Raw genomic sequence first — 24,269 nt, 5'->3', positions numbered from 1 at the left:
AGCTCCAACCATCAAGACAGGAGTCGCTATGAATAGCTTGACCAACCCCAATGTGTCCAAACTCGACCTGGATCTGCTGCGTCAATCGATCCAGCTTTCCGAGCAAGCCAAACAGCGCGGCCGCCATCCTTTCGCGGCCTTGGTCGCTGATCAGAATGGCAAGGTTATTGCCAGTGCCGGTAACAACTCAATGCCGCCTGAAGGTGACCCGACCCAGCACGCCGAACTGGCTGCAGCGGCCTTGGCAGCCAAGCTTCTGAGCCCGGAAGAGCTGGCAAAATGCACCTTGTACACCAGCGCCGAGCCCTGCTGCATGTGTTCCGGTGCGATCTACTGGACCGGTATCGGCCGAGTGGTTTATGCCCTTTCCGAGCACGCATTGCTCGGCCTGACTGGCGACCATCCGGAAAATCCAACCTTCTCCTTGCCGTGCCGCGAAGTGTTCGTACGTGGCCAACGCCAGGTTGAGGTACTGGGGCCGATGCTGGAAGAAGAAGCGGCCAAGCCGCACCATGGGTTTTGGCAATGAATGCAGGCATCTCCATCCATGTGGTTGATGTCGCAACCGGCAAGGTCGCCGAAGGATTGGCCATACGCGTCGAGCGCCTCAAGGAGGCAAGCCGGGAACTGATCTGCACAGGTCGGATTGCAGCCAATGGCCTGTTCGTTGAGCTGACAGACCACAGCCCGATGTTTGAACCCGGTCAATACGAGGTCTGCCTGGATGTAGCGGACTTCTATCGCGCACAAGGTCAACAACTACCGCGAGTGCCGTTTCTGGATGTGCTGGTCTACCGATTCGGACTGGACGATACCCAGCAACATTACCATCTGCCCTTTAAACTCACGGCCTGGGGACTGTCCTGCTTTCGCGGCGGTGCTTGAACGCCTGGCTCAATGACTGATCATCCAGGGCCGCCCCGCTGGCTTGCCTTTCATTGCATGGGGATTGGCTTTGGTTGGTGCCAGTGGCTTGTTCGGCGAGCAGCAACCACAACCCTTTGGGTGCTTGCGGCTCTGTTTGTACTCATCAAGGGTTTGCGGGGCGTTGGCACTGCGTTCATTGGCAGCAATGGCGCGACGTTGGGTGCCGGGCATGGTTGCCAGGCTCGGCGCACTGAGAATTACCCGTTTGCTCATGGCTCCGCAGTAGGGGCAATCACAGGGTTGATCGCGTTCGGCCATGGGCCGCAGCATGGTGAAATCGCCGCAACCGGCGCAGTCATATTCATAGATTGGCATGCACGGCTCCTGAAGTTTTAGTGTTCACCACCCTGGCAAGCCAGGCCGCCGTCCAAAGCGCCAAACCTGCCAGGGGGAGAACTCGTTTGCCGGGTTGATACCGGCTTGTTGATCGATGGTTTAAAGATCCGGCGCGATCGGCAAATCAATGCTGCCGTCGAGGAACTTGGTCGGGCCGTTGGCGTTCGGGTTGATGTCGAAGTCGAAGATTTCGGTCGGCAACCACAAGGTCGCACAGGCGTTGGGTACGTCGACAATCCCGCTGATATGCCCCTGCACCGGCGCCGAGCCAAGCAACGCATAACCTTGCGCGGGTGAGTAACCGAACTTGGTCAGGTAGTTGATGGCATTCAGGCAAGCCTGCTTGTAGGCAATGTTGACGTCCAGGTAATGCTGCTTGCCGGACTCGTCGACCGAGATGCCTTCGAATATCAGGTAGTTGTTGTAGTTCGGCACAATCGGGCTGGGTTTGAACACCGGATTCTTGATGCCGTACTTGGCCATGCCACCCTTGATGAGCTCGACTTTCATGTGCACCCAGCCAGCCATTTCGATGGCGCCGCAGAAGGTGATTTCACCATCGCCCTGACTGAAGTGCAGGTCGCCGACCGACAAGCCCGCGCCGTCGACATAAACCGGAAAGAAGACCTTGGAACCACGGGACAGATCCTTGATATCGCAGTTACCACCATGCTCGCGTGGCGGCACAGTGCGCGCACCGGTCAAGGCTGCCAGGTCACGCGCCTCGCCTTTCATCTTGCCCATGTGCGCAGTGGGCGCCATTGGCGGATTGGCCAGCGCAGGTACGCGGTGCGGATCGGTGTCGATCAACTCCTGCTCGCGCTTGTTCCAGTCGGCCAGCATCTTGTGGTCTGGCAAGCAACCGATCAGGCCAGGGTGGATCAAACCCGCGAAGTTCACACCAGGGATGTGCCGCGAGCTGGTAAACATGCCTTTGAAATCCCAGATGGCTTTCTGCGCCATGGGAAAGTGATCAGTCAGAAAGCCGCCGCCATTGTTCTTGGAGAAGAAGCCATTGAAGCCCCACATGGACTCAGCCTTGGCGCCAATGTCGAGCAAATCAACCACCAGCAAATCACCAGGCTCGGCACCGTGCACGCCAACCGGACCCGACAGGTAATGCACGGTGGACAGGTCAACATCACGCACGTCGCTGGCATCGTCATTATTCTTGATCGCGCCAGCCGTCCAGTCGTAGGTTTCCAGGATGAAATCGTCGCCCGGCTTAACCCAACAGGCCATTGGGATATCCGGGTGCCAGCGGTTATGAATTTGCTCGTTCTCGGTGGCTGGCTGGTTGAGGTCGACCTTGATGAGTGTTTCGGTCATGACAGAACTCCTGGGACCATTGATAGGGACTTGGCGCTAAAACGCCGGATACGGAGCTAGTCTTAAACGTGGGTGAAAATGACGAAATACGCTGAATGACGTATGGGCAAAACCCGCGTTGCACCGGGCTTCAAGGGCAAATCCAGGCCACGCGAAAAAGCCGGCACAACATAGCTGTGCCGGCACGACAATCGACTGTTGAGCTCAGCAGTTAAACCGACAAATACCGGCTGATGGTTGCCTCGTCGACCTTGTCGCGGGTTTCCTCGATCACAAACTTGCCCTTCTCTATCACCAAGAAACGATCGGCAACGTCCAGGGTGAACGACAGCACTTGCTCGGACACCACTATGGTCAGGTCACGCAGATTGCGAATCTCTTTGAGCTTGTGGGCGATGTCCTTGATGATCGATGGCTGGATGCCTTCCGTCGGCTCATCGAGCAACAGGACCTTGGGGTTGGTTGCCAGCGCGCGGGCAATCGCCAACTGCTGTTGCTGCCCACCCGAGAGGTTGCCGCCCTTGCGCGAACGCATCTCGTGCAGCACCGGGAACAGTGCATAAAGGTCGTCGGGCACCTTGCCCTTGGCTGAGGCTGGCAGGCCGGTCTGGATGTTCTCCAGGACGGTCATGTGCGAGAAGATCATCCGCCCCTGCGGCACATAGGCGATGCCATGTTCGACCCGTTGATGGGTTTCCAGCTTGGACACATCCTGGCCATCAATCGTGATCTGCCCGCCCCACTGCGGCAGCACGCCCATCAAACTCTTGAACAAGGTGGTCTTGCCCATGCCGTTGCGTCCCATGACGGCAACGATTTCCTTTTTCGCCACGTCCAAATTAAGTTCATGAAGGATTTGGCTCTGGCCGTAACCGGACACCAGATTACTGATTGTGAACATGGTTATCCCCTGTAACGCTCAACTGTCCAACGCAAGGCGTGGCCAGCCGATGCTCGGTTGTCTGGTTCGATAAAATGTCCTGGCCTCAATGGCCGAGATACACCTCAATCACTTTTGGATTGCTCTGCACCGACTCCATGCTGCCCTCGGCCAGTACCTTGCCCTGGTGCAGTACAGTGACGCGGTTGGCGATGCTTTTGACGAACTCCATGTCATGCTCGATCACCAGCACCGACCGCCCTTGGCTGATGCGGTTGAGCAGTTGTGCTGTCTGCGCCCGCTCGCTGACGCTCATACCGGCAACCGGCTCGTCGAGCATCAGCAGCGCGGGGTCCTGCATCAGCAGCATGCCGATCTCCAACCACTGTTTTTGGCCGTGAGACAGCAGGTCGGCCTGCTTATCGAGAAAATCACTGAGGAAGATTTCAGCGGCGACCTCCTCGACCCGCGCAACCACTTGCGCGGTGCGCTTGAAGAACAGCGCGCTGAAGACATTGCGGCCCTTGGGATATGACATCTCCAGGTTCTCGAACACCGTCAGGTTTTCGTAGATCGACGGGTTCTGAAACTTGCGCCCGACCCCGGCGCGGACGATGTCGTACTCGCGCATTTTAGTCAGCTCGCGACCATCAAACTCGATGCTGCCAGCGGTTGATTTGGTTTTGCCGCAGATCAAGTCAAGCACCGTGGTTTTACCAGCACCGTTCGGCCCGATCACCACATGCACCTCGTTGCGATCGACATAGAGGTTCAAATCGTTGACCGCCTTGAAACCATCAAAAGACACCGTCAACCCCTCGACGGCCAGTACCGGCTTGGCAGCCTGAAATCCTGCTGGGCTATTCATGGCGTAGTCTCCAGTTCACGAACGGGTTGCACTGCAACGGCCTTAGTTGCCACCCGCGCCTTGGGCTCTGGCCGACCAAACAGCTTGTTGCCCAGCGACGACCGGGATAGCCATTTACGCCCATGGCTTTCCCACAAGCCGGCAATGCCGTTGGGGAAATACATGACCACGACGATAAACAGCCCGCCCATCAAGTACAGCCACAGCTCGGGGAAACTCTCGGAGAAATAGGTCTTGCCGAAGCTCACCAGCAGGGTTCCATACACCGCACCCAGCAACGACATGCGTCCGCCTACAGCGGCGAAGATGACCATCTCGATCGACGGCACGATGCCGACAAAACTTGGCGACATAAAGCCAACCTGCAGGGCAAACATCGCCCCACCGATCGCCGAGAAAGCCGCTGCCACGCAGAACACGAAGATCTTGAAGCTGGCCACGTCATAGCCGGAGAACCGCACGCGCTCTTCTTTATCGCGCATGGCCATCAACAGGCGGCCGAGTTTCGAAGTCAGGATAAAGCGCCCCAGCAATACACAACCGAGCAACAAGAAGGCATTCACAAAATAGAGGATGACCTTGGAGCTGTCGGGACGAATATCCCAGCCAAGCAAGGTCTTCAAGTCAGTGATGCCGTTGACCCCGCCCGTCAAGCCTTGTTGGCCGATGATCAAAATGGTCAGGATCGCGGCAATGGCCTGGGTCACGATAGAAAAGTAAACATCGCCAACCCGGCGCTTGAACATGGCGATGCCAATGATCAAGGCCAACAGCGTCGGCACTGCAATCACCGCCAGCAGGGTGAAGCTGAAGCTGTGAAACGGTTGCCACATCGCCGGTAATTCTGTGATCTGGTTCCAATCCATAAAATCTGGAATACCGGGCGTTGACTGAATCTTGGTGCTCTCTGGGTCGGACGCCTCAAGTTTGAGGAACATCGCCATGCAGTAGCCACCCAGCCCGAAGAAGATGCCCTGGCCGAGGCTGAGAATGCCGCCATACCCCCAGCAAAGCACCAGCCCCACGGCCACGAATGCGTAGGTCAGGTACTTACCGACCATGTTCAGGCGAAAGGTGTCCAGCATCAGCGGGAACACCACCAGAATCAGTACGGCCAGCACCAGCAGGCCAATGGCCCCCTGCTTGCCACCCAGCAGGCTTTCATATGCGTTTTTCATGGACGGCTCCTACGACTCTGCATCACGCCTGCACTGACCCAGCGGATCACTGCAGGCTCCTGCGCCAGCGCACTGGCGCCTTTCAAAAGCGACATCTGCATCACTTGCGCACCTTGATCGAGAACAACCCTTGCGGGCGCAGCATCAGAATCAAGATGACCGCAGATAACGTCAGCACCTTGGCCATTGAGCCGGACAGGAAGAACTCCATGATCGACTGCGCTTGAGCGATGGTGAACGCCGAGGCGATGGTCCCGACGAGACTGGCCGCACCGCCAAATACCACGGTGAGAAAGGTGTCGACGATGTACAGCGAACCGGCGGTTGGGCCAGTCGAGCCGATGGTGGTGAACGCCGCGCCAGCCACGCCAGCCACGCCGCAACCCAGGGCGAAGGTCATGCGGTCGACTTTTTTGGTGTTGATGCCAACGGCCCGGCTCATCACCCGGTTCTGCATGGTCGCGCGAACCTGCAAGCCCCAGCGCGAGCGGTACAGCATGATAAAAATGGTGGCCGTCAGCAGCGCTGTCAGGCCCATTACGAACAAGCCGTTCTTAGGAATATCGATTGCCGCCGAAGGCGCCCAGGAACCCATGATCCATTCCGGCATTTCTGCGCCGACTTCACGCGCACCGAAAATCGAACGAAACGCCTGCTGCATCACCAGTGACAACCCCCAAGTGGCAAGCAAGGTGTCCAATGGCCGGTGATAAAGCTTGCTGATCATCAACCATTCGACCAGCCAGCCGAGTGTTCCCGCAATCAGAAATGACGCCACAATGGCGAAGAAGAAATAGTACGGCTGCAGCTCAGGGAAATACTGCAAGGTGAGCGATGAGATCACATAAGTGGTGTAGGCACCGACGGTCAGGAACTCGCCGTGAGCCATGTTGATCACACCCATCTGGCCGAAAATAATCGCCAGGCCCAGGGCCATGAGCAGCAGTACGCAGAATACCGACAGGCCGTTAAAACCTTGCATGACGGCAATCGCGCCGAATTCGGAGAGTGATACGTCCATCTGGAAGGCTCCCGCGGGTAGACAATTAAACAGGGAGATAAACCTTCGCCCGCCAATCGCTGCGGGCAAAGGCGGCGGCGATGGCGCTAACCGCCATCGCCGCGCTTGCGACTTACTGGTAGCCTTTAGGGAATGGATTAGGCTCGATCAGCTCGGACTCATGCACCACCTTGAAGGTACCGTCAGCCTGGATCTGGGCGATGCGCGCCTTGCTCCACAGGTGATGATTTTCATGAACTTTCACGTAGCCTTCAGGCGCGGTGGTCAACTCAATGCCTGGGGAGGCCGCGACCACTTTGTCGACGTCGAAACTACCGGCTTTTTCAACCGCGGCTTTCCACAACCATGGGCCGAGGTAGCCTGCCTGCGTTACGTCGCCGATGACCGAATCCTTGCCGTACTTGGCTTTGAATTCCTCAACAAACTTCTTGTTGTTGGGGTTATCCAAGGTCTGGAAGTACTTCATCGATGAATAGAAACCCTTCATGTTTTCACCACCGATACCGAGCATTTCATCCTCAGTCACCGAGATGGTCAGCAGGGTTTGCTTGTCGGACGTGATGCCTGCGGCTTTCAATTGCTTGTAGAAAGCCACGTTGGAGCCGCCAACCACTGCGGCGAAGACCACGTCAGGCTTTTTCAGTTTGATCTTGTTGGTCAGCGAGCCAAACTGGGTGTTGCCCAGCGGGTAGTACTCTTCCCCGACGACCTTGCCACCGAGCACGTTTTCGATGTGCTTACGGGCAATTTTCATTGAGGTGCGCGGCCAGATGTAGTCGGAGCCGAGCAAGTAGAAGGTCTTGGCGCCTTTCTCCTTGGCAATCCAGTCCAGGCTCGCAAGGATCTGCTGGGTGGCTTCCTGGCCGGTGTAAATCACGTTCTTCGACTGTTCCAAGCCTTCATAGAAGGTCGGGTAGTAAAGCAAACCGTTGTCTTTCTCGAAGATCGGCAATACGGCTTTACGCGATGCGGAAGTCCAGCACCCGAACACCGCGGCAACCTTGTCGCTTTCCAGGAGTTTCTTGGCTTTCTCGGCAAAGGTTGGCCAGTCAGACGCACCGTCTTCCTGGATGATTTTGATTTGCCGTCCCAAGATGCCGCCCGAGGCGTTGATCTGGTCAATCGCCAGGCGTTCAGCCTGTATAGAACCGGTTTCCGAAATCGCCATGGTGCCAGTCGCCGAATGCAGTTGGCCGACGGTTACGGTGGTATCGGTCACCGCCAAGCCAGTGGTATTGGCGTCATCCGCCATGGCGGTTTGGCTGAGCACACTCGCGGCCAACAATGAAAGCGCCGCAGCCCCCAGAGTCAGGCGCCGGGGAAGCATTCGTTTCGCACCCGTCAGTCGTAAATCCATGGTCTTGCTCCTCTTTGTGGTGTTGCCGCACCAGCTCGCCTTGCGGGTACCGGGTCGGGTTGCAGCAAGCATGCGGTTAGCGAGAGCAATGGCGGTATACGCAGCTTGACGTAAGCGCATACGTCGTCTGACGTACAGGCAAACGCCCCGCACTGGTGCAAGATCACGCCTGAAAAGCGCCCAGACAGAAGCTCGCGCGCGTGGGCTGGCCCTTGCAGGCCCGGGGCATGCTTGTTGCAAGCCTCGCTCTGCTCCAGCGTCGACCACACAACCACCGCACAGCTACTCAAGGAAACCGCGTCGTGCAACCAACCGGCACCCAGCGCATCGTCAAGATTCGCCGCGACTACAACAGTTGGGTCGCCGACGAAACCATGGAGGACTACGCGCTTCGCTTTACCCCAAAGTCATTTCGCAAATGGTCTGAGTTGCGCATTGCCAACACGGCGCTGAGTGCTGTGTCGTTTCTCGCGCTGGAGGCCATAGGCGGGGCACTGGCAATCAGCTACGGCTTTACCAATACCCTGTGGGCGGTGCTGGCGGTGGCGCTGGTGATTTTCCTGACCGGCTTGCCCATCAGTTACTACGCCGCTCGCTACGGCGTTGACATGGATCTGCTGACCCGTGGCGCGGGCTTTGGCTATATCGGCTCGACCATCACTTCGCTGATCTACGCCAGCTTTACCTTTCTGTTTTTCGCCTTGGAAGCGGCAATCATGGCGCTGGCCCTGGAGCTGTATTTCAAGATCCCGCTGGCGCTGGCCTATGTCATCTGCTCGATCATCGTTATTCCCCTGGTCGCCTACGGGGTCACCCTGATTAACCGTCTGCAGATGTGGTCTCAGCCGTTGTGGTTGTTCTTGCTGCTGGTGCCTTATTTGTTTGTGATGTGGAAAAACCCGGACGCATTCAGCGACCTCACCAGCTTCGGTGGCCGCATCGGCGAAGGTGGCACTTTCAACCTGCTGTATTTCGGCGCAGCCTGCACTGTGACGCTGTCGCTGGTCACCCAGATTGGCGAGCAAGTCGACTACCTGCGTTTTCTCCCAGAACAAACCAAGGCCAACCGCAAGCGCTGGTGGGCCGCCTTGATCATGGCCGGACCCGGCTGGATTATTCCGGGCGCGCTGAAAATGCTCGCAGGCGCATTTCTCGCGTTTCTCGCACTGCAGCATGAAATCCCCATCGAGCGCGCTGCCGAGCCCACGCAAATGTACCTGGTCGCGTTCAATTACGTGTTCAGCTCACCTGAGTGGGCACTTGGGGCAATGGTGTTGTTCGTCATCATCTCGCAGATCAAGATCAACATGACCAATGCCTACGCCGGCTCCCTGGCATGGTCGAACTTCTTCGCTCGCGTCACCCATAGCCATCCGGGCCGGGTGGTCTGGCTGGTCTTCAACGTTGCCATTGCGTTGATGCTGATGGAGCTTGGGGTATTCGATGCAATCCAGCAGGTGCTGGGCCTCTACGCCAACATTGCCATCGCCTGGATCGGCGCGCTGGTGGCTGATCTGGTCATAAACAAACCGCTGGGGCTTTCACCCAAGGGCATTGAGTTCAAGCGCGCCCACCTGTACGACATCAATCCGGTGGGCGTCGGTGCCATGCTGATTGCCTCGCTGCTATCGGGGCTGGCTTACGCCGGTTTGTTTGGTGCCATGGCGCAAGCTGCCTCGCCTATGGTTGCGCTGGGCAGTGCCTGTGTTTTCGCCCCCTTGATTGCCTGGCTCACCCAGGGCCGCTACTACATCGCTCGCTCCAGTGCACCGCAATTGCTTTACCCCAGCGGGCCGCAGGCAACCTCGGAATGCGGCTTGTGCAACAACGCTTTCGAGGCGCCAGACATGGCGTTCTGCCCGGCTTACAGCACGCCGATTTGCTCACTGTGCTGCTCGCTGGATGCACGCTGCGCCGATGCCTGCAAACCACAGGCGCGCCTCAGTGAACAGATGGATGACTTTGCCCGCTGGCTCTTGCCCAAAGGCTCGATTCCACGCCTGCACAGCCGGCTTGCGCAATACCTTGGGCTGCTGACGGTTCTGGTCCTGGTGTTAAGCGGCGCCCTGGCGCTGATCTACGGCCAGATATCCCATGGCCTGGTGCCCCATTCACCGCAAATGCTGGAAACCCTGTACCAGACCTTTCTCAAGGCGCTGCTAACGCTTTCGCTGTTCGCGGCAATCCTCGCCTGGTGGGTGGTGCTGACACGGGAAAGCCGTCACGTTGCACAGAAGGAGTCAGACCGGCAAACCTTATTGCTGATGCAGGAAATCGAAGCCCACCGACGCACCGACGAAGAGCTGCAAAAGGCCAAGGAAGCCAGCGAAGCCGCCAACGCAGCCAAAAGCCGCTATGTGACGGGCCTGTCCCACGAGTTGCGCACGCCGCTTAACAGTATTCTCGGCTACACCCAGATCCTGCAACGCGATGGCGCCATGCCCAGCCAGCATAAAGATGCGCTTGGCACCATCTTCCGCAGTGGTTCGCACCTGCTGTCGTTGATCGATGGCTTGCTTGATGTAGCCAAGATCGAGGCTGGCAAGCTCAACCTTGAGCTTTCAGAGATTCCATTCCCTGAGTTCATTCATCAATTGGAGCGCATGTTTACCCCGCAAGCTGAAGAGAAGGGCCTGCGCTTTCGTTTGCAAACCACGGGGCGCATGCCGAGCGTCGTACGCGGCGATGAAAAACGCGTGCGCCAGATTCTGATCAATCTGCTGGGTAATGCCGTGCGCTTCACCGACAGCGGCGAGGTCTGCCTGCGCGTCAGCTACCTGCGTGAGACTGCAAACTTCGAGATTATCGACACCGGCATCGGCATCGACCCCGAACAGATCGAGCGGATTTTCCAGCCATTCGAACGTGGCGACTTGATGCGCCAAGACAATGGCGTGGGACTTGGCCTGACCATCACCCGCATGCTCACATCGCTGATGGGCGGTGAATTGTCAGTGCGCAGCGAACTCGACCAAGGCACCAGCTTCCAGGTTCGCCTGTTCCTTTCCGAAGTTCGCGTGCCCCAGGCGGTGGTGCATGTGGAGCACGATATTATCGGCTATCAAGGCCCGCGCCGGCTGATCCTGGTGGTCGATGACCATATCGAGCATCGCCGCGTGCTGGCTGGCATGCTCGAACCGCTGGGCTTCAACATCGCCCAGGCGGGCAGCGGCCATGAAGCGATCCGCCAGGTCGCATTGCTGCATCCGGATCTGATTTTCATGGACCTGTCGATGCCGCAAATGGATGGCTGGGAAACCAGCCGCCTGATCCGCCGCAATGCGTTGTCGCAGGCGCCGATCATCGTACTTTCAGCCAACGCATTTGCCGACGACCGCGAGCGCAGCGTAACCAGTGTCTGCAACGATTATCTGGCCAAGCCGGTGCATACACCGCAGCTACTAGAGCGCATCCAGAAGCAACTTGATCTGCAGTGGCTTCATCGCGCCAGCAGCCCGGTTGAACCCCAAACCAAACCGCTGCGCTTACCGGCGGCCAGCGATCTGGAGGCATTGCATGAGCTGGCGGCGCTCGGCTATATCCGTGGCCTGCAGGAAAAATTCGACGATATTGACCGCCAGTCACCGGACTTCATCGGGTTCACCGCGCCCTTGCGGCTGTTGGTGAAAAACTTCCGGCTCGACGAACTTACCCGCCAACTCAAGGAGGCCGACCATGAACGCGCTGACATCACCCCATGAACCTATGGCCGCCACACGCGGTGTAATCCTGATTGTTGATGACACCCCAGATAATCTGGCGCTGCTTTCTGATGCGCTGGATGACGCAGGCTACATGGTGCTGGTGGCGCTCGATGGCCTCAGCGCGCTGTCGCGTATTCAACGCCGCCGCCCGGACCTTATTCTGCTCGATGCCATGATGCCCGGCCTCGATGGATTCGAAACCTGCCGGCGGATAAAAGCCGAAGCACAGACAGCGGATATTCCGGTTCTGTTCATGACCGCGCTGACCGATAGCGAGCACGTGATCGAGGGGTTTGCAGCAGGCGGTATCGACTATGTCACCAAACCTATTCACCCCGAACAGGTGATCGCCCGCGTCGCCTCACACCTGCGTACTGCGCAAATCCTCAAGTCTGCCCGGGAGGCGGCGGCGCCGCGCGATATCAGCCTGAGCAATGAGACGGCTTATGAAACCCTGTCTGCGCGGTTTTCCCTGACCGAGCGCGAAGTCGAGGTACTCAGTTGGGTCGCCTGCGGCAAGACCAACCGCGACATCGGCGATATCCTTGGTCTGTCGCCGCGCACGGTGAACAAACATCTGGAACACGTCTACGTCAAACTTGGCGTGGAAACACGCACGGCGGCAGCCGCCGTGGCGATTTCAGCCAATGTGGGACGATGATCAGGCGATCGCGCAGCAGGACCTTGCGCCTTGATCCCTTGCAGCCTGCCCGCCGTCAGCTGATGAAGTCATTCGCCAGCCACTCAATCAGTGCGGGCTTGGTCTGAGTCAGCCAGCGTTGCACCACCAGCACTCAACACGCAGTTATGGGTCGCCTCCCATTCATCGCAGATGCCCCGCAGCGAAATCATGCTGTTTTGCTGATCGAAGGGTGCTAGCGTTAAACAATAGTTAGCTATTGAATAGACGGCGAATGAAACCACCCATGGACAAAACTATTGCTGATGGGCTACCTGGCCGCCAACGCTTAGGTGCAATTTTAGCCATCGGCCTTGGCATCACGATGGCTGTGCTCGATGGTGCGATCGCCAATGTTGCCTTGCCCACAATTGCCCAAGACCTCAACGCAAGCCCGGCTGAATCTATTTGGGTGGTCAACAGTTACCAAATCGCTATTATCATTTCGTTGTTGACCCTGTCCTTTATTGGCGACTTGATTGGTTATCGACGTGTCTACCAATGTGGCTTGGTGCTGTTTTGCTTAACGTCGGTGTTTTGCGCCCTATCGACCTCGCTGGATATGCTAACCCTAGCCCGCGTCCTGCAAGGCTTCGGTGGCGCGGCCTTGATGAGTGTTAACACCGCACTGATACGGCTTATTTATCCGCAACGCTTTCTCGGCCGAGGCATGGGAATTAACTCCTTTGTCGTGGCCGTTTCGTCTGCAGCAGGCCCAACAGTGGCGGCTGCCATCTTGTCGGTTGCGTCCTGGCAGTGGCTTTTCTTGGTCAACGTACCCATTGGTATTGTCTCGTTGCTGTTGGCATTGAGATTTCTTCCGCCCAATCAACAAAAAGCCGCCAATCAGCGTTTCGACATTCCAAGCGCCATCATGAATGCAATAACCTTTGGATTATTAATTTCAGCCATCAGTGGATTTGCACAAGGACAGCCAAAGATATTGATTGTCAGTGAGCTCGCGGCCGTTGTTGTGGTTGGGTACTTTTTTATTCGTCGCCAACTGAAACTTCCAGTCCCATTACTACCCGTAGATTTACTGCGAATCCCAATTTTCTCTTTATCGCTGTGCACCTCAGTCTGCTCTTTTTGCGCGCAAATGCTGGCACTGGTATCGCTACCGTTTTTCATGCAAACAGTCTTGGGCAGAACCGCAGTTGAGACGGGTCTACTGCTAACCCCGTGGCCACTGGCAACTATGGTGTTGGCACCGGTTGCCGGTTATTTGATTGGACGGGTTCATGCCGGTTTGCTGGGCGGTATTGGGTTGGGGGTTATGGCGGCAGGTCTATTTGGCTTGGTCCTGCTGCCCCAAGACCCGAGCAGTCTCGACATTATTTGGCGCATGGCCTTATGCGGTGCCGGCTTTGGCTTATTCCAATCGCCCAATAATCACACGATTATCTCTGCCGCCCCGAAAAACCGCAGTGGCGGTGCAAGTGGCATGTTAGGCACGGCGCGATTGCTTGGGCAAAGCCTGGGGGCGGCACTGGTAGCCTTGATGTTCAATCTGTTTCACGACAATGGCACCCACGCCTCACTAATCTTGGCTGGCTGTTTTGCGGTATTGGCCGCCATCGCGAGCAGTCTGCGAATGTCACAATCCAGGGGCTCGTAGACAGATGGCCAATAAGAACTCCGTTGCGTCGGACGCTGCGCGAGCGTGCCTCTGTTAGTCACTGTAACTCGCGGTAGCTTGATCGCTCAGGGCAAACGCTGAACATTTCCAGGAATGTTGAGGGAGTAACCGAAATGAAAGAGCTAAACCAGCCGCTACCCAGGCAAGAGCATGGTCAGCGGCTGGCAAACAGGTAAGACGCCAAGTTTAAGAAGCCTTTAGTCCGACTTTTGCAACCGCTAGGCCAGGTAACGCTCGGTCAGCTTGACCCAGCATTGCGCGCCGAGCTCAATCAGCTCGTCGTTGAAGTCGTAATGCGGGTTGTGCACTGAGCAGCCATGGAACTCGCCAGTGCCATTGCCCAGCATGAAATAGCACCCCGGCCGCTCTTCCAGCATGTAGGCAAAATCTTCAGTGCCCATGACTTTCTTCGGGATCTTCGACAGCAGTTGCCCCTCGGCGAAAAGCGGGCTGAGGCTCTGGCGCAGGATTTCGGTTTCGCGTTCATGATTGACCAGCGCTGGCGCCAGTTGGACCATGCTCAGATCAATCTTTACACCAAAGGTCTGCTCATGGCCTTTGACGATTTCAGTCAGGCGATTATTGATTTTCTGCTGGGTTTCAGCGGTGTCCGTACGCACGCTGATCAACATTGAGGCTTCGTCGGGAATGATGTTGTAAACAGTACCCGCTTGCACCGAGCCGATGCTGATCACCGCATATTCTTCAACTGCCAGCACCCGTGACTTAATAGTCTGGATGGCATTGATCAGGCTGGCCAGCACGGGCACCGGGTCGATGGTCAACTCCGGCATGGCGCCATGGCCACCCTTGCCGGTGATGTTGATCTTGACCCGCTCGGAGGACGCCATGGTCGGCCCCGCCTGCACCACGCAGGTTCCTACAGGAATACCGGGCATATTGTGCAGGGCGAATACGGCATCGCACGGGAAACGTTCAAACAAACCGTCGTCGATCATGGCCTTGGCGCCTGCAAGGCCTTCTTCGTCGGGCTGGAAGATCAGGCTTAGGGTGCCGTTGAACTGGCGTGTAGCCGCCAGTTGCGCAGCTGCGGCGAGCAGGATAGTGGTATGCCCGTCATGACCACAGGCGTGCATGCGCCCGGGCACACGGCTTGCGTGCGCGAACTGGTTTTTCTCATCCATGGGCAAGGCATCCATGTCACCACGAATGCCCAGGGTGCGACTGCTATCGCCATTGCGCAACACGCCAACCAGGCCATGACCTCCAATATTACGATGTACCTCGTACCCCCAGCCCTCCAGCATTTCAGCAACCAGCGCGGCGGTGTGAGGCGTATCGCCCCCCAGCTCTGGGGTGGCGTGGATCTGGCGGCGGATATCGATGAAAGATGCGGTGTCTCGCGTCGCAGACGTCTTGTGCAGGGCATGCATATTCATTACTCGCGTCCTTTATGTTCTGGGTAGTAGTAGAGGCAAATCAAGCTGATGACACCACCGGCCACCAGGTAGAACGCCGGTGCCATTGGGCTGTCGAAAGCAGCCGTCAGGGATGCTGCAATCAGTGGTGAAAAACCACCGAACAAGGTCACCCCAAAGCTGTAGCTGACCGAGGTTCCAAGGGCTCGGTTCTCCTTGGAAAACCCTTCCATGATCAGCGAGAAAAATGCGCCGGCACCCACACAACTAGGTAATACCAAAGCGGCAACCACCAACATGGCCAGATAGAGTTGGGTGGTATGGCCCAGCACATAAAAAGCTGGAACCACCAGCACCACAGGCAGCGCCACCGTCCAGCCCAGCAGCGATTTACGCAGTTGATAACGATCGGCGAAACGCCCGGCCAGAGGCGTGATAATCCCCATGCACGCGCCTGCCAGGCAGCCGATGGCCATGGCACTGCTCTGCGGATAGTTCAAGGCAGTGATCAAGTAGGTCGGCATATAGAACACGAACAGGTACATGCCAATTGTTGCGCTGGCCATCAGCCCGATACCCAAGGCTATGCGCCGCCATAAGGACGCAAAGCTGTCAGCTGCCTGCGCCGGGGCCTGATCATCATGCGTCTCAGGTAACCGGGTGCGGATGTACCAGCCGACCGGACCGATCAACAAGCCGAAGATAAAGGGAATGCGCCAGCCCCAGCTTTCCAGCGCAGAAGGCTCTAATAATTGGCTCAGGGTAAAGCCGAAGCCCGCGCCGACCAAAGCAGCATAGCCTTGGCTGGCCGCTTGCCAACTGACCATGTGGCAACGTCGAGAGGTGTGGGCTGATTCCATCAGAAACACCGACGCGGTGCCGATTTCACCCCCCGCCGATATGCCCTGAATCAAACGCCCGCAGACCAGGATCACGGTAGCGAAAATCCCAATCTGCTGGTAGGTCGGCGCAAGTGCGATCATCGCCGTGCCCAGGGTCATCAGGCCGATGGTCAGGCTCAAGGCCGACTTGCGCCCTCTGCGATCAGCAAAGCGGCCAATCAACACTGCACCGACCGGGCGCATCAGGAACCCCACGCCAAATGTCGTAAGCGACAACAATAATGATGCAACTGCCGACTCGGACGGAAAGAAGTGTTTGCCGATTAATACCGCAAAGAAGCTGTAGATCGTGAAGTCATACATCTCCAGCGCGTTACCGAGCGAGCATGCAATCACTGATTTTCGCTCGCGCTGGCGTGCCGGAGCAGCCGTGCTGTCGACACCCGTGACTGATAGTGTTTGCGCTTGCATAAGTGCCTATCCCCATCACCGTAGTTGTTGTGAAATCACTATCTGGCAAACGGAAAAACAATACACATGCACATTCGGCAAGGGATTAGCTTTTGGTTAACTTGCTCAGCCTGAAAGGCTCTAGCTTGCTGCATTGCGGCGCACAATAGACACGAGATGAGGCCGGCGCCCCAAGTTGGCTCAAGGTTCAACAGGCTCACGCCGCTAAATCAGTTTCCATCCTTCACATTACCCAACTGCCAATGGGTCATAAAAACCCAGCCCACGGGTGCCCGGCACAATTCAATTAACTGTTCGGCATAACATAAGCAAATAAACAATTACGTCGTGGCGAACAATCGCGCATTCAACTCATTGAATAACTCTTCAGCGGGTGCGGTGAGGCTATGACGGTCAATGCACACCAGATTGATTGGGTAGTCCGGAATCAGTTCCTGAATCTCCACCAGCGCCAAGTCTTCGCCCTGTGGATAACGTTTGAAATCTCTGACTGCCACTTCGCTGATGGTCATCAGCGAGTCAGTCTGCTTGAGCAGGTTCAGCGCCAGCATGATCGATGTGCACTCAATTGCGCTTTGCGGACGACGCACATCGTTGATTTCGAACAATTGGTGAAACTGCGAAGCAGGCTCGTCCAGTTCGTCCAGGCTGATCCAGTTGGCGTACTGCAAAGAGCGCAAAGAACGCGAGAATTTGTGCTCATTACTTTTATGGCAAACCACCAGCCCCTTGATGCTACCCAAGGCCTCCCAGTCCAGATTCAGGCGACTGAGCGGTTGCTGTGAGGTGATGGCGAAATCCAGCGATCCATCGCGCAAGCGCTGCAAAATCTGATTGGGCCGCAGGTCAGTGATACTGATGGTCAAGCGCGGAAATTTACGGCGTATCGCCAGAATGGCTTCATCCATACCGTCGAGCATCGCGGTCAGGGAGGTCACCCCGATCGCAACCTGTCCCACCGTCGAATCTTGAATATGCGCGGCATCGATTTGAAGCCGCCGAATACTCTCTACCACCAGATTGGCGTGGCGAATAACCCGCCGCCCTTCTTCGGTCAGCGACATCCCCTTGTAGGAACGCTGCAACAGGTTGAAACCCAGCTCGCGCTCCAGCTCTTTGATCGAGCGGCTCAGGGCGGGCTGGGTGATATGCATGACCTTGGACGCCTCCTGGATACTGCCAGACTGATGAATCGCGACCAGCGCCCTGAGTTGATGCAGCTTCATCCTGTCCAAACCCCCACCTAAACCAGCGCAGGAATTAACCATAGGCGCAGTCCAAAAGTAAACGACTATAAGTACAGGTCTTTTATCATCCAACTATTACCTTTGGATATTTGAATAGCCTGCTTGAATATTTAAAAGTGATTAGATTGCTTACACGCAAATCGGGAGGCCTTACTCTGAAGTGTTTTAACTTCTGCCTGCTTGGTCATGACCTGGATTTTATGAATACCCGCGCTGCCGAAGCACTGATCAAACACCTAGCTTGCGGCGAGTCATATCGATCCTGCCGTCAAGGGCTAGGCTGAGAGCTTAACTTAACTTATAGATGGCGGTGATTGTTGGACAGGTTTCAGGAGATGAAGGTGCTGCTGGCCGTGGCTGAGGCAGAAAGCTTTGCCGGTGCAGCCAAGCTGATAGGAATATCGCCGCCGAGCGTCACCCGAGTGATTGCCGGGCTAGAAACTCGTCTCGGCACGTTGTTATTGGCGCGAAGCACACGGAGCCTGCGCTTAACCGAAGCCGGGCGACGCTATGTCGACGATTGCAAACGCATCCTGCTCGAACTGGAGGAAGCGGAGGAATTGGCGGCAGGCAGCAGTAATCGAGCACGGGGCGACTTGGCCGTGACCGCATCAGTAATGTTCGGCGAACTGTATCTGATCCCACTGGTCACCGCGTATCTGCAGCAGCATCCACAGGTAACCATCAATGCCCTATTGGTGGATCGTCTGGTAAATGTGGTTGAGGAAGGCATGGATGTCGCCATCCGTATCGGCCAATTACCGGATACCAGCCTTCAGGTGGTGAAGGTGGGACAGATCCGTCCCGTGGTCTGCGCGGCTCCTAGCTTTTTAAATCGCATCGGCAGACCGACGGAGCCCAAAGAGGTGCTAAGGATGCCAGTTGTCATGTCTTCCGCAAGTAACCTGCTGACCAATTGGCATTTCAAGGTTGGAAAAAGCGCTGTCACCTTGCACCCCCATGCACGTTTGGTTGTCAGCTCTAACCAGGCGGCGATCAATGCCGCACGCATGGGCTGGGGCCTGACGCGGGTACTGTCTTACCAAGTTGCCGAGTTGGTAGCAAAAGGTGAACTGGAAATTGTTCTCGATGAGTTCGAAACATCTGCACTGCCAGTACACATTGTTTATCAAGGCGGTGGCCGGGTACCGGCCAAAGTACGCACGTTCGTTGACTATTGCGCGAGCCAGTTTCTCGCCGATCCAACCCTGCAACCCGTGACGCAGGGATAGTAAATGAGCCGCTATCGCGAACTGCAGGCGTTTGATGCCGTAGTGAAAACTGGCAGTCTTGCTGGCGCTGCACGGCAGCTGCAATTGTCACCCGCAACCATCATGCGTGCGATCACCGCGCTAGAGACACGCCTGAGTAACACCCTGCTGATCCGCGGCGCCCGGGGCGTCAACCTGAGCCCGGCAGCAGAGCAGTTCGCAATTAGTTGCCAGCACATATTGCAGCAGACCGATGCGGCCGAGCATTCTGCTGCGGGTTTGCACGCCCGTCCTGCCGGGCAATTGACGGTTGCGCTTCCGCTGCTGATGGCGCCGCATATATTCACCCCGATTGCCCTCGCCTACTTAGACGAATTTACCGACATGCAGCTAGTCACCCTGTCCCGCGAAGATGTACCCAAACTCCTTGAGGAAGGTATTGATATCGCCTTGGTCGTTGGTCAACTGCCGGACTCTTCCAGCTTCGCCATGCCAGTGGGCAAGGTGAAACCAATGGTTTGCGGCTCACCCGGCTACCTTGCAAAGTGGGGACAACCGCAAACGCCCGCCGATCTCAAAAGCCACCGGACCATTGTAACGACCGCCCTCGGCTACGAGTCAGAATGGCGCTTTTGCTGTGAAGGGGCCAACCGGCAAGTGAAACTTGCGCCAGTGCTTAGGTGCACGACCCAGCACGCTGCCATTCAAGCCGCAACGCTTGGTCTCGGGCTGGTCCGCTGCATGAGTTATGAAGTCCATGATGAATTGCAGAAAGGCCTGTTGGTCCCGCTACTGATGGGCTTCGCCGTCGACGCGGTACCTGTGCAGTTGATTTACCGAAATGGCCGTCGCGCCGAGGCTCGCGTCCGTACTTTTATCGATTTTGCAACGCCGCGGCTTCGCGCACATCACGCATTGGTTGGGTGAAATACTGGGCAGCCCATTCTTTCAAAAAACGAAATTATGCATTGCTTTTGATGGGGCTTCTGCTTCGCCAATCATGGGCGCAGTATCACCTCTCCAGCGCATTTACCACTGTCTTGGTTTGTCTCTGCGCTGATTTACCCAAATCAACTGCGGAGTCGAAACCATGTCCACTGACGCCATAAAACTCTATCGTCATCCATTATCCGGCCACGCCCATCGCGTCGAGCTGCTGCTCTCCTTGCTGAAACTTCCAACTGAGTTGGTCTTCGTTGACCTTGCCAACGGCGCGCACAAAAAAGCCGAGTTCCTGGCCATCAACCCCTTCGGTCAAGTTCCAGTTATTGATGACAACGGCACGGTTATCAGTGACTCCAACTCGATCCTGATCTATCTCGCGCAAAAATACGGCAGCGGCAGCTGGAAAACCGAAACCCCACTGGCAGCTGCGCATATTCAGCGTTGGCTTTCTGTGGCAGCCGGCCAAGTTGCCTTTGGCCCTGCAGCCGCACGCCTGATCACAGTATTCGGCGCGGCATTCAATGCAGATGAAGTCATCGGCCGCTCACATGCCTTGCTCAAACTGATGGACAGTGAGCTAAGTGACCGTTCGTTCTTGGTCGGCGACCAACCCACCATTGCCGATGTTGCCAACTACAGTTACATCGCCCATGCACCTGAAGGCAACGTGTCGCTGGAGGCTTACCCGAATGTACGGGCTTGGCTTGCGCGGGTTGAGGCGCTTCCGGGATTCGTGCCGATGCAGCGTACCGCTGTAGGCCTACAGGCAAGCTGAGTTCGGATCAGGCTGCGGGCATTGCCGCAGCCATTTCAAGGAGTGCTCTGCATGGAACATCTTCCCAAGCACCGGCGATCACCTTGGCATGCCGGTGAGAAAATACTCCAGAATCTGTTCAACGCTTCTGATCGGATGGAGGCAGTTGGGCAAAAGGTTATTCGCCCCTATATGCCCGACCAGCATCGGGAGTTCTTCCAACAACTGCCCTTTATGGTGGTCGGTAGCATAGACGCACAGATGCGCCCTTGGGCGACATTTCTGGAAGGGACTGAAGGTTTCGTCAACTCACCGGACCCGGAACACCTGGTACTGGATGCACTGCTCGACAGCCAAGATCCCGCCACAGCTGGCATGCAAGCGGGTCAGGCCATCGGCATGCTGGGTATCGAGCTGCACACTCGGCGGCGCAACCGCATCAATGGAGTTATCCAGCAGGCCTCGACAAATCGGCTTGAGGTCGCGGTCGAGCACTCCTTCGGCAATTGTCCAAAGTATATTCAGCAGAGATCCTACACTCGCTTGTCTGAGCCACCAGGCAAGGGCCCGCGTCTCGACGCTTCGGCGCTGGACGAACAGACCAGCAAAATGATCCGCGACGCCGACACTTTTTTCATTGCCAGTTACTTCACCCATGACGACCAGAGCTGCTCCGTTGACGTCTCCCACCGTGGAGGCCGCGCCGGTTTCGTCAAGGTCGAAGGCAACCGGCTGAGCATCCCTGACTACGCTGGCAACCTGCACTTCAACACTCTTGGCAACTTGCAGGCCAACGGTTTGGCCGGACTGCTGTTCGTCGATTTCACAACCGGTGACATGCTGCAACTTACCGGGCGTACAGAACTGATACTCGACAGTCCGACAATCAAGGCATTCGAGGGCGCCGAGCGGATCTGGACATTTGATGTTGAACAGGTGGTGATGCGCCCTAAAGCCTTGTCGATTCGCTGGGCGTTTGATAATTACGCCCCAACCAGCCTGATGACTGGAACCTGGGAGCAGGCTGACGAGCGCGTGCGTCAGAGCGAACTGCGCCGACATTGGCATCAATGGCGAGTGACAGGGATACACCAAGAGAGCAAAGACATTCGCTCGCTCTACCTTGAACCACTGGACGGTGCACAGGTTGCCTTCTCCCCGGGCCAGCACTTGCCGATGCGTATTCCTGGCGCAGGCCAGGATGCACTTGTGCGTACCTATAGCCTTTCCAGTGCACCATCAGACGGACAGCTGCGCATTAGCGTCAAACTGCAAGGCAAAGCCTCGCAGTATCTTCACCACCAGGTGAAGGTTGGCGACCTGCTCGAAGCACGCACACCACTGGGCAACTTTACCCTCTGCGACGAAACAACAAGACCCGTTGTCTTGATTGGAGCGGGAGTGGGCATCACACCGCTGATTTCCATGGCCAGAGAGCTGGTGGCGCAAAATCAATTGCAGCAAAACGTGCGCCCTGTTCACCTGTTCCAAAGTGCCAGGAGCCTTGAGGACCTCCCGTTTCAGGCAGAACTCAAAGACCTGCATCAACGCTCAGCCGGACAACTGCATATCCACCGGACATTGAGTAATCCCGGCCCAGACACAGTGCTAGACCATCATTACCAAGTGGCCGGCCGTCTCGGGTTTGCTCAGATCAAGGCACGGTTACCGCTGGATGACTATGATTTTTATCTGTGCGGCCCAGCAGGTTTTATCCAAGACATTTACGACGGTCTGCGTGGCGTCAATATCCCAGACCGGCGCATTCACGCCGAAGCCTTTGGCCCCTCGGCCCTGCGCCGGTTTGAGCTGGAACAATCATCGGCGCTGGAACAACCACCTGCAGCAAGCGGTCCGGTACCGGTCTATTTTTCATCATCCGTCACCCAGGCACGCTGGAAGCCAGACAGCGGCAGTCTTTTGGAATTGGCGGAAAGCCGTGGGCTCAACCCTGAATTCAGCTGTCGTGGCGGCTCTTGCGGCACCTGCAGCACGCGCTTGATCAGTGGTCAGGTGCATTACCCAAATCCGCCAGCGCAATTGCCAGAGGACAATACCGTGCTGATCTGCTGCGCCATACCTGCACAAGCAGCAGAGGGGACTGTGCCCTTGGTTCTTGACCTCTGAGCAACGAATCACAACCCGCCACCCTGCATCAACCAAACAGGAGCAATCGTTATGTCTACCTCAGAAGTTCGCCAGCCTGTGCCGCCCTTTACTCGGGAAACAGCCATCCTCAAAGTACGACTTGCAGAAGACGGATGGAACAGCCGCGATGCAGCAAAAGTCGCCCTCGCCTACACACCGGATACCAAGTGGCGAAACCGTGCTGAATTTGCCAACAGCCGCGCCGAAGCTGAAGCTTTTCTGCAACGCAAATGGAGCAAGGAGCTGGACTACCGCTTGATCAAGGAACTGTGGGCATTTACCGAGAACCGAATCGCCGTACGCTATGCCTACGAGTGGCATGACGACTCCAGCAACTGGTTCCGCTCCTACGGCAATGAGAACTGGGAGTTTGCAGAAAACGGCCTGATGGCGAATCGTTTTGCGTGCATCAACGACCTGCCCATTAAAGAGTCAGATAGAAAATTTCGCTGGCCATTAGGCCGCCGCCCGGATGACCACCCCGGCCTCTCCGATCTCGGTTTATAAGCTCAGAGCCAGTCGAGGCATCTACAACTGGCTCGATACCTAGGTATAAAAACCGCATATTAATGAGTGAGCTGAACTAAGCCTGAGTGCAAATGAAACCCCACAGCCCCGGCGATAGATTGATCGCCAAGGGTTGTGGAGGATTTCATCGTGGGCAAGCTTGGCGCTGATCTGCTGGACACCATGACAGAGCTTCGCTCGACGATGCTTGTCTGCTTAAGGCTAAGCACTGCAAGCGTCGTCAGCCAGTTCAACCGCGTGAAACCCAAGGCTCAATCAACCAACGAGTTAGCCAGTCTGCAGTTCGATTTTGTCAGCATTGGCCAGGATATAAGCGGCCTGCCTTTAGGCGCGCACTTAATCAGTCCGCGTCGTTTTTATATGCATCACGGGATATATATGGGTGACGGCGAAGTTGCTCACTATTCCGGCTTTAGCCGCTCGTTCAAAGCGGGCCCAATTGAAACCACAGACCTGCAACACTTTGCGCACGGCAAGCCTGTCTGGCGACTTAAAGAGCCGCGTAAATTTTCCAGTGACGAAGTCGTCAATCGCGCCCGGTCAAGAATCGGCGAGAACCAATACAGATTGCTCTCCAATAACTGTGAGCACTTTTGCAGTTGGTGCATCAGCGGCAAAAACCACAGCGCACAAATCAATGCCTATCTGCATTGTCCACGCTACTTGCTGTGTTTGATTTCAGCGCTTGACCCTTGCCTTACAGCTTAGAGGTTGGAAAGGCAGGTTTTTTTGACCCATCAACAAATATGCTTCCGGACACGTTGGTGGAAAATATTGTCGCGCGACCATTTTTTTCACATCACTGAACGTCATCACTTTAGTATTG

General features: G+C 56.5%; 21 protein-coding genes. 11 read left to right on the top strand and 10 right to left on the bottom strand.

Annotated features, from left to right (window positions below):
• The first annotated feature begins 28 nt into the window (after nucleotides 1–28).
• Together AACY26_RS14585 and AACY26_RS14580 are read left to right on the top strand one after the other, a co-directional pair.
• The gene (locus AACY26_RS14585; RefSeq protein ID WP_339515251.1) at nucleotides 29–529 is read left to right on the top strand and encodes a nucleoside deaminase; all 501 of its coding nucleotides are present in this window, start codon (nucleotides 29–31) and stop codon (nucleotides 527–529) included.
• Nucleotides 526–885, top strand: a complete 360-nt coding sequence (locus AACY26_RS14580; protein WP_339515249.1) for a hydroxyisourate hydrolase — start codon at nucleotides 526–528, stop codon at nucleotides 883–885. Before AACY26_RS14585 ends, AACY26_RS14580 begins: the two co-directional genes overlap by 4 nt.
• Nucleotides 886–894: 9 nt before the next feature.
• Here the strand turns inward: AACY26_RS14580 and AACY26_RS14575 are convergent, their stop codons facing one another.
• From AACY26_RS14575 to urtA, 7 genes are all read right to left on the bottom strand, one after another.
• A complete protein-coding gene (locus tag AACY26_RS14575; RefSeq protein ID WP_339515247.1) occupies nucleotides 895–1,242 on the bottom strand; it encodes an FmdB family zinc ribbon protein in 348 nt (115 codons plus the stop codon).
• 120 nt (nucleotides 1,243–1,362) lie between these two features.
• Nucleotides 1,363–2,592, bottom strand: a complete 1,230-nt coding sequence (fmdA, locus tag AACY26_RS14570) for a formamidase (RefSeq protein ID WP_339515245.1) — start codon at nucleotides 2,590–2,592, stop codon at nucleotides 1,363–1,365.
• Between the two features lie 211 nt (nucleotides 2,593–2,803).
• Nucleotides 2,804–3,493 (bottom strand): urea ABC transporter ATP-binding subunit UrtE, encoded by a 690-nt coding sequence (gene urtE / locus AACY26_RS14565; protein WP_339515243.1) that lies wholly within the window; start codon nucleotides 3,491–3,493, stop codon nucleotides 2,804–2,806.
• Between the two features lie 85 nt (nucleotides 3,494–3,578).
• Nucleotides 3,579–4,340, bottom strand: coding sequence for an urea ABC transporter ATP-binding protein UrtD (gene urtD, locus AACY26_RS14560; protein WP_339515242.1), 762 nt, complete (start codon nucleotides 4,338–4,340; stop codon nucleotides 3,579–3,581).
• Complete coding sequence (gene urtC / locus AACY26_RS14555; protein WP_339515240.1) at nucleotides 4,337–5,518, bottom strand: urea ABC transporter permease subunit UrtC; 1,182 nt, start codon at nucleotides 5,516–5,518, stop codon at nucleotides 4,337–4,339. Before urtC ends, urtD begins: the two co-directional genes overlap by 4 nt.
• A gap of 100 nt (nucleotides 5,519–5,618) precedes the next feature.
• Nucleotides 5,619–6,539: an urea ABC transporter permease subunit UrtB gene (gene urtB, locus AACY26_RS14550; protein ID WP_339515238.1), complete on the bottom strand. Its 921-nt coding sequence runs from the start codon at nucleotides 6,537–6,539 to the stop codon at nucleotides 5,619–5,621.
• A 112-nt stretch (nucleotides 6,540–6,651) separates the two neighbouring features.
• Entirely contained in the window at nucleotides 6,652–7,866 is a 1,215-nt protein-coding gene (gene urtA, locus AACY26_RS14545) for an urea ABC transporter substrate-binding protein (protein WP_445261317.1), read from the bottom strand.
• A gap of 332 nt (nucleotides 7,867–8,198) precedes the next feature.
• On the opposite strand from urtA, the gene AACY26_RS14540 reads away from it, so the two are divergent.
• The 3 genes from AACY26_RS14540 (at nucleotide 8,199) to AACY26_RS14530 (ending at nucleotide 13,897) form a co-directional block, all read left to right on the top strand.
• On the top strand, nucleotides 8,199–11,597 hold the full coding sequence (locus AACY26_RS14540) for an ATP-binding protein (protein WP_339515234.1): 3,399 nt from the start codon (nucleotides 8,199–8,201) through the stop codon (nucleotides 11,595–11,597).
• The gene (locus AACY26_RS14535; protein WP_339515233.1) at nucleotides 11,572–12,261 is read left to right on the top strand and encodes a response regulator; all 690 of its coding nucleotides are present in this window, start codon (nucleotides 11,572–11,574) and stop codon (nucleotides 12,259–12,261) included. The genes AACY26_RS14540 and AACY26_RS14535 overlap by 26 nt, the downstream gene beginning before the upstream one ends.
• A gap of 265 nt (nucleotides 12,262–12,526) precedes the next feature.
• Nucleotides 12,527–13,897 (top strand): MFS transporter, encoded by a 1,371-nt coding sequence (locus tag AACY26_RS14530; protein ID WP_339515231.1) that lies wholly within the window; start codon nucleotides 12,527–12,529, stop codon nucleotides 13,895–13,897.
• Nucleotides 13,898–14,136: 239 nt separating this feature from the next.
• Here the strand turns inward: AACY26_RS14530 and AACY26_RS14525 are convergent, their stop codons facing one another.
• The 3 genes from AACY26_RS14525 to AACY26_RS14515 form a co-directional block, all read right to left on the bottom strand.
• Nucleotides 14,137–15,318, bottom strand: a complete 1,182-nt coding sequence (locus AACY26_RS14525; protein ID WP_445261309.1) for a M20 aminoacylase family protein — start codon at nucleotides 15,316–15,318, stop codon at nucleotides 14,137–14,139.
• Nucleotides 15,318–16,610, bottom strand: coding sequence for an MFS transporter (locus AACY26_RS14520; RefSeq protein WP_339515229.1), 1,293 nt, complete (start codon nucleotides 16,608–16,610; stop codon nucleotides 15,318–15,320). The genes AACY26_RS14525 and AACY26_RS14520 overlap by 1 nt, the downstream gene beginning before the upstream one ends.
• 320 nt (nucleotides 16,611–16,930) lie before the next feature.
• Entirely contained in the window at nucleotides 16,931–17,836 is a 906-nt protein-coding gene (locus AACY26_RS14515) for a LysR family transcriptional regulator (protein ID WP_339515227.1), read from the bottom strand.
• A 356-nt stretch (nucleotides 17,837–18,192) separates the two neighbouring features.
• Here AACY26_RS14515 and AACY26_RS14510 point away from each other — a divergent pair, with 356 nt between their 5' ends.
• The 6 genes from AACY26_RS14510 (at nucleotide 18,193) to AACY26_RS14485 (ending at nucleotide 24,151) form a co-directional block, all read left to right on the top strand.
• On the top strand, nucleotides 18,193–19,089 hold the full coding sequence (locus tag AACY26_RS14510; protein ID WP_339515225.1) for a LysR family transcriptional regulator: 897 nt from the start codon (nucleotides 18,193–18,195) through the stop codon (nucleotides 19,087–19,089).
• A gap of 3 nt (nucleotides 19,090–19,092) precedes the next feature.
• Nucleotides 19,093–19,995: a LysR family transcriptional regulator gene (locus tag AACY26_RS14505; RefSeq protein ID WP_339515223.1), complete on the top strand. Its 903-nt coding sequence runs from the start codon at nucleotides 19,093–19,095 to the stop codon at nucleotides 19,993–19,995.
• A 163-nt stretch (nucleotides 19,996–20,158) separates the two neighbouring features.
• Nucleotides 20,159–20,788, top strand: a complete 630-nt coding sequence (locus AACY26_RS14500) for a glutathione S-transferase (protein WP_339515221.1) — start codon at nucleotides 20,159–20,161, stop codon at nucleotides 20,786–20,788.
• A 51-nt stretch (nucleotides 20,789–20,839) separates the two neighbouring features.
• Nucleotides 20,840–22,894: a pyridoxamine 5'-phosphate oxidase family protein gene (locus tag AACY26_RS14495; protein WP_339515220.1), complete on the top strand. Its 2,055-nt coding sequence runs from the start codon at nucleotides 20,840–20,842 to the stop codon at nucleotides 22,892–22,894.
• Between the two features lie 51 nt (nucleotides 22,895–22,945).
• The gene (locus AACY26_RS14490; protein ID WP_339515218.1) at nucleotides 22,946–23,422 is read left to right on the top strand and encodes a nuclear transport factor 2 family protein; all 477 of its coding nucleotides are present in this window, start codon (nucleotides 22,946–22,948) and stop codon (nucleotides 23,420–23,422) included.
• Nucleotides 23,423–23,572: 150 nt separating this feature from the next.
• Nucleotides 23,573–24,151, top strand: coding sequence for a lecithin retinol acyltransferase family protein (locus AACY26_RS14485; RefSeq protein ID WP_339515216.1), 579 nt, complete (start codon nucleotides 23,573–23,575; stop codon nucleotides 24,149–24,151).
• Nucleotides 24,152–24,269: the final 118 nt, after the last annotated feature.

Source organism: Pseudomonas sp. RL_15y_Pfl2_60, from assembly GCF_963970595.1.
Taxonomy (GTDB): Bacteria; Pseudomonadota; Gammaproteobacteria; order Pseudomonadales; family Pseudomonadaceae; genus Aquipseudomonas.
This window is presented reverse-complemented; position numbering and strand designations above follow the sequence as displayed.

Bases quoted from the DNA above. Each gene is read 5' to 3' on its own strand.
- AACY26_RS14580 (WP_339515249.1), top strand. From the start codon at position 526: ATGAATGCAGGCATCTCCATCCATGTGGTTGATGTCGCAACCGGCAAG.
- AACY26_RS14525 (WP_445261309.1), bottom strand. From the start codon at position 15,318: ATGAATATGCATGCCCTGCACAAGACGTCTGCGACGCGAGACACCGCA.
- AACY26_RS14520 (WP_339515229.1), bottom strand. From the start codon at position 16,610: ATGCAAGCGCAAACACTATCAGTCACGGGTGTCGACAGCACGGCTGCT.
- AACY26_RS14535 (WP_339515233.1), top strand. From the start codon at position 11,572: ATGAACGCGCTGACATCACCCCATGAACCTATGGCCGCCACACGCGGT.
- AACY26_RS14490 (WP_339515218.1), top strand. From the start codon at position 22,946: ATGTCTACCTCAGAAGTTCGCCAGCCTGTGCCGCCCTTTACTCGGGAA.
- fmdA (WP_339515245.1), bottom strand. From the start codon at position 2,592: ATGACCGAAACACTCATCAAGGTCGACCTCAACCAGCCAGCCACCGAG.
- AACY26_RS14495 (WP_339515220.1), top strand. From the start codon at position 20,840: ATGGAACATCTTCCCAAGCACCGGCGATCACCTTGGCATGCCGGTGAG.
- urtA (WP_445261317.1), bottom strand. From the start codon at position 7,866: ATGCTTCCCCGGCGCCTGACTCTGGGGGCTGCGGCGCTTTCATTGTTG.
- AACY26_RS14510 (WP_339515225.1), top strand. From the start codon at position 18,193: ATGAAGGTGCTGCTGGCCGTGGCTGAGGCAGAAAGCTTTGCCGGTGCA.
- urtB (WP_339515238.1), bottom strand. From the start codon at position 6,539: ATGGACGTATCACTCTCCGAATTCGGCGCGATTGCCGTCATGCAAGGT.
- AACY26_RS14505 (WP_339515223.1), top strand. From the start codon at position 19,093: ATGAGCCGCTATCGCGAACTGCAGGCGTTTGATGCCGTAGTGAAAACT.
- AACY26_RS14515 (WP_339515227.1), bottom strand. From the start codon at position 17,836: ATGAAGCTGCATCAACTCAGGGCGCTGGTCGCGATTCATCAGTCTGGC.
- AACY26_RS14585 (WP_339515251.1), top strand. From the start codon at position 29: ATGAATAGCTTGACCAACCCCAATGTGTCCAAACTCGACCTGGATCTG.
- AACY26_RS14530 (WP_339515231.1), top strand. From the start codon at position 12,527: ATGGACAAAACTATTGCTGATGGGCTACCTGGCCGCCAACGCTTAGGT.
- AACY26_RS14500 (WP_339515221.1), top strand. From the start codon at position 20,159: ATGTCCACTGACGCCATAAAACTCTATCGTCATCCATTATCCGGCCAC.
- urtD (WP_339515242.1), bottom strand. From the start codon at position 4,340: ATGAATAGCCCAGCAGGATTTCAGGCTGCCAAGCCGGTACTGGCCGTC.
- AACY26_RS14575 (WP_339515247.1), bottom strand. From the start codon at position 1,242: ATGCCAATCTATGAATATGACTGCGCCGGTTGCGGCGATTTCACCATG.
- urtC (WP_339515240.1), bottom strand. From the start codon at position 5,518: ATGAAAAACGCATATGAAAGCCTGCTGGGTGGCAAGCAGGGGGCCATT.
- urtE (WP_339515243.1), bottom strand. From the start codon at position 3,493: ATGTTCACAATCAGTAATCTGGTGTCCGGTTACGGCCAGAGCCAAATC.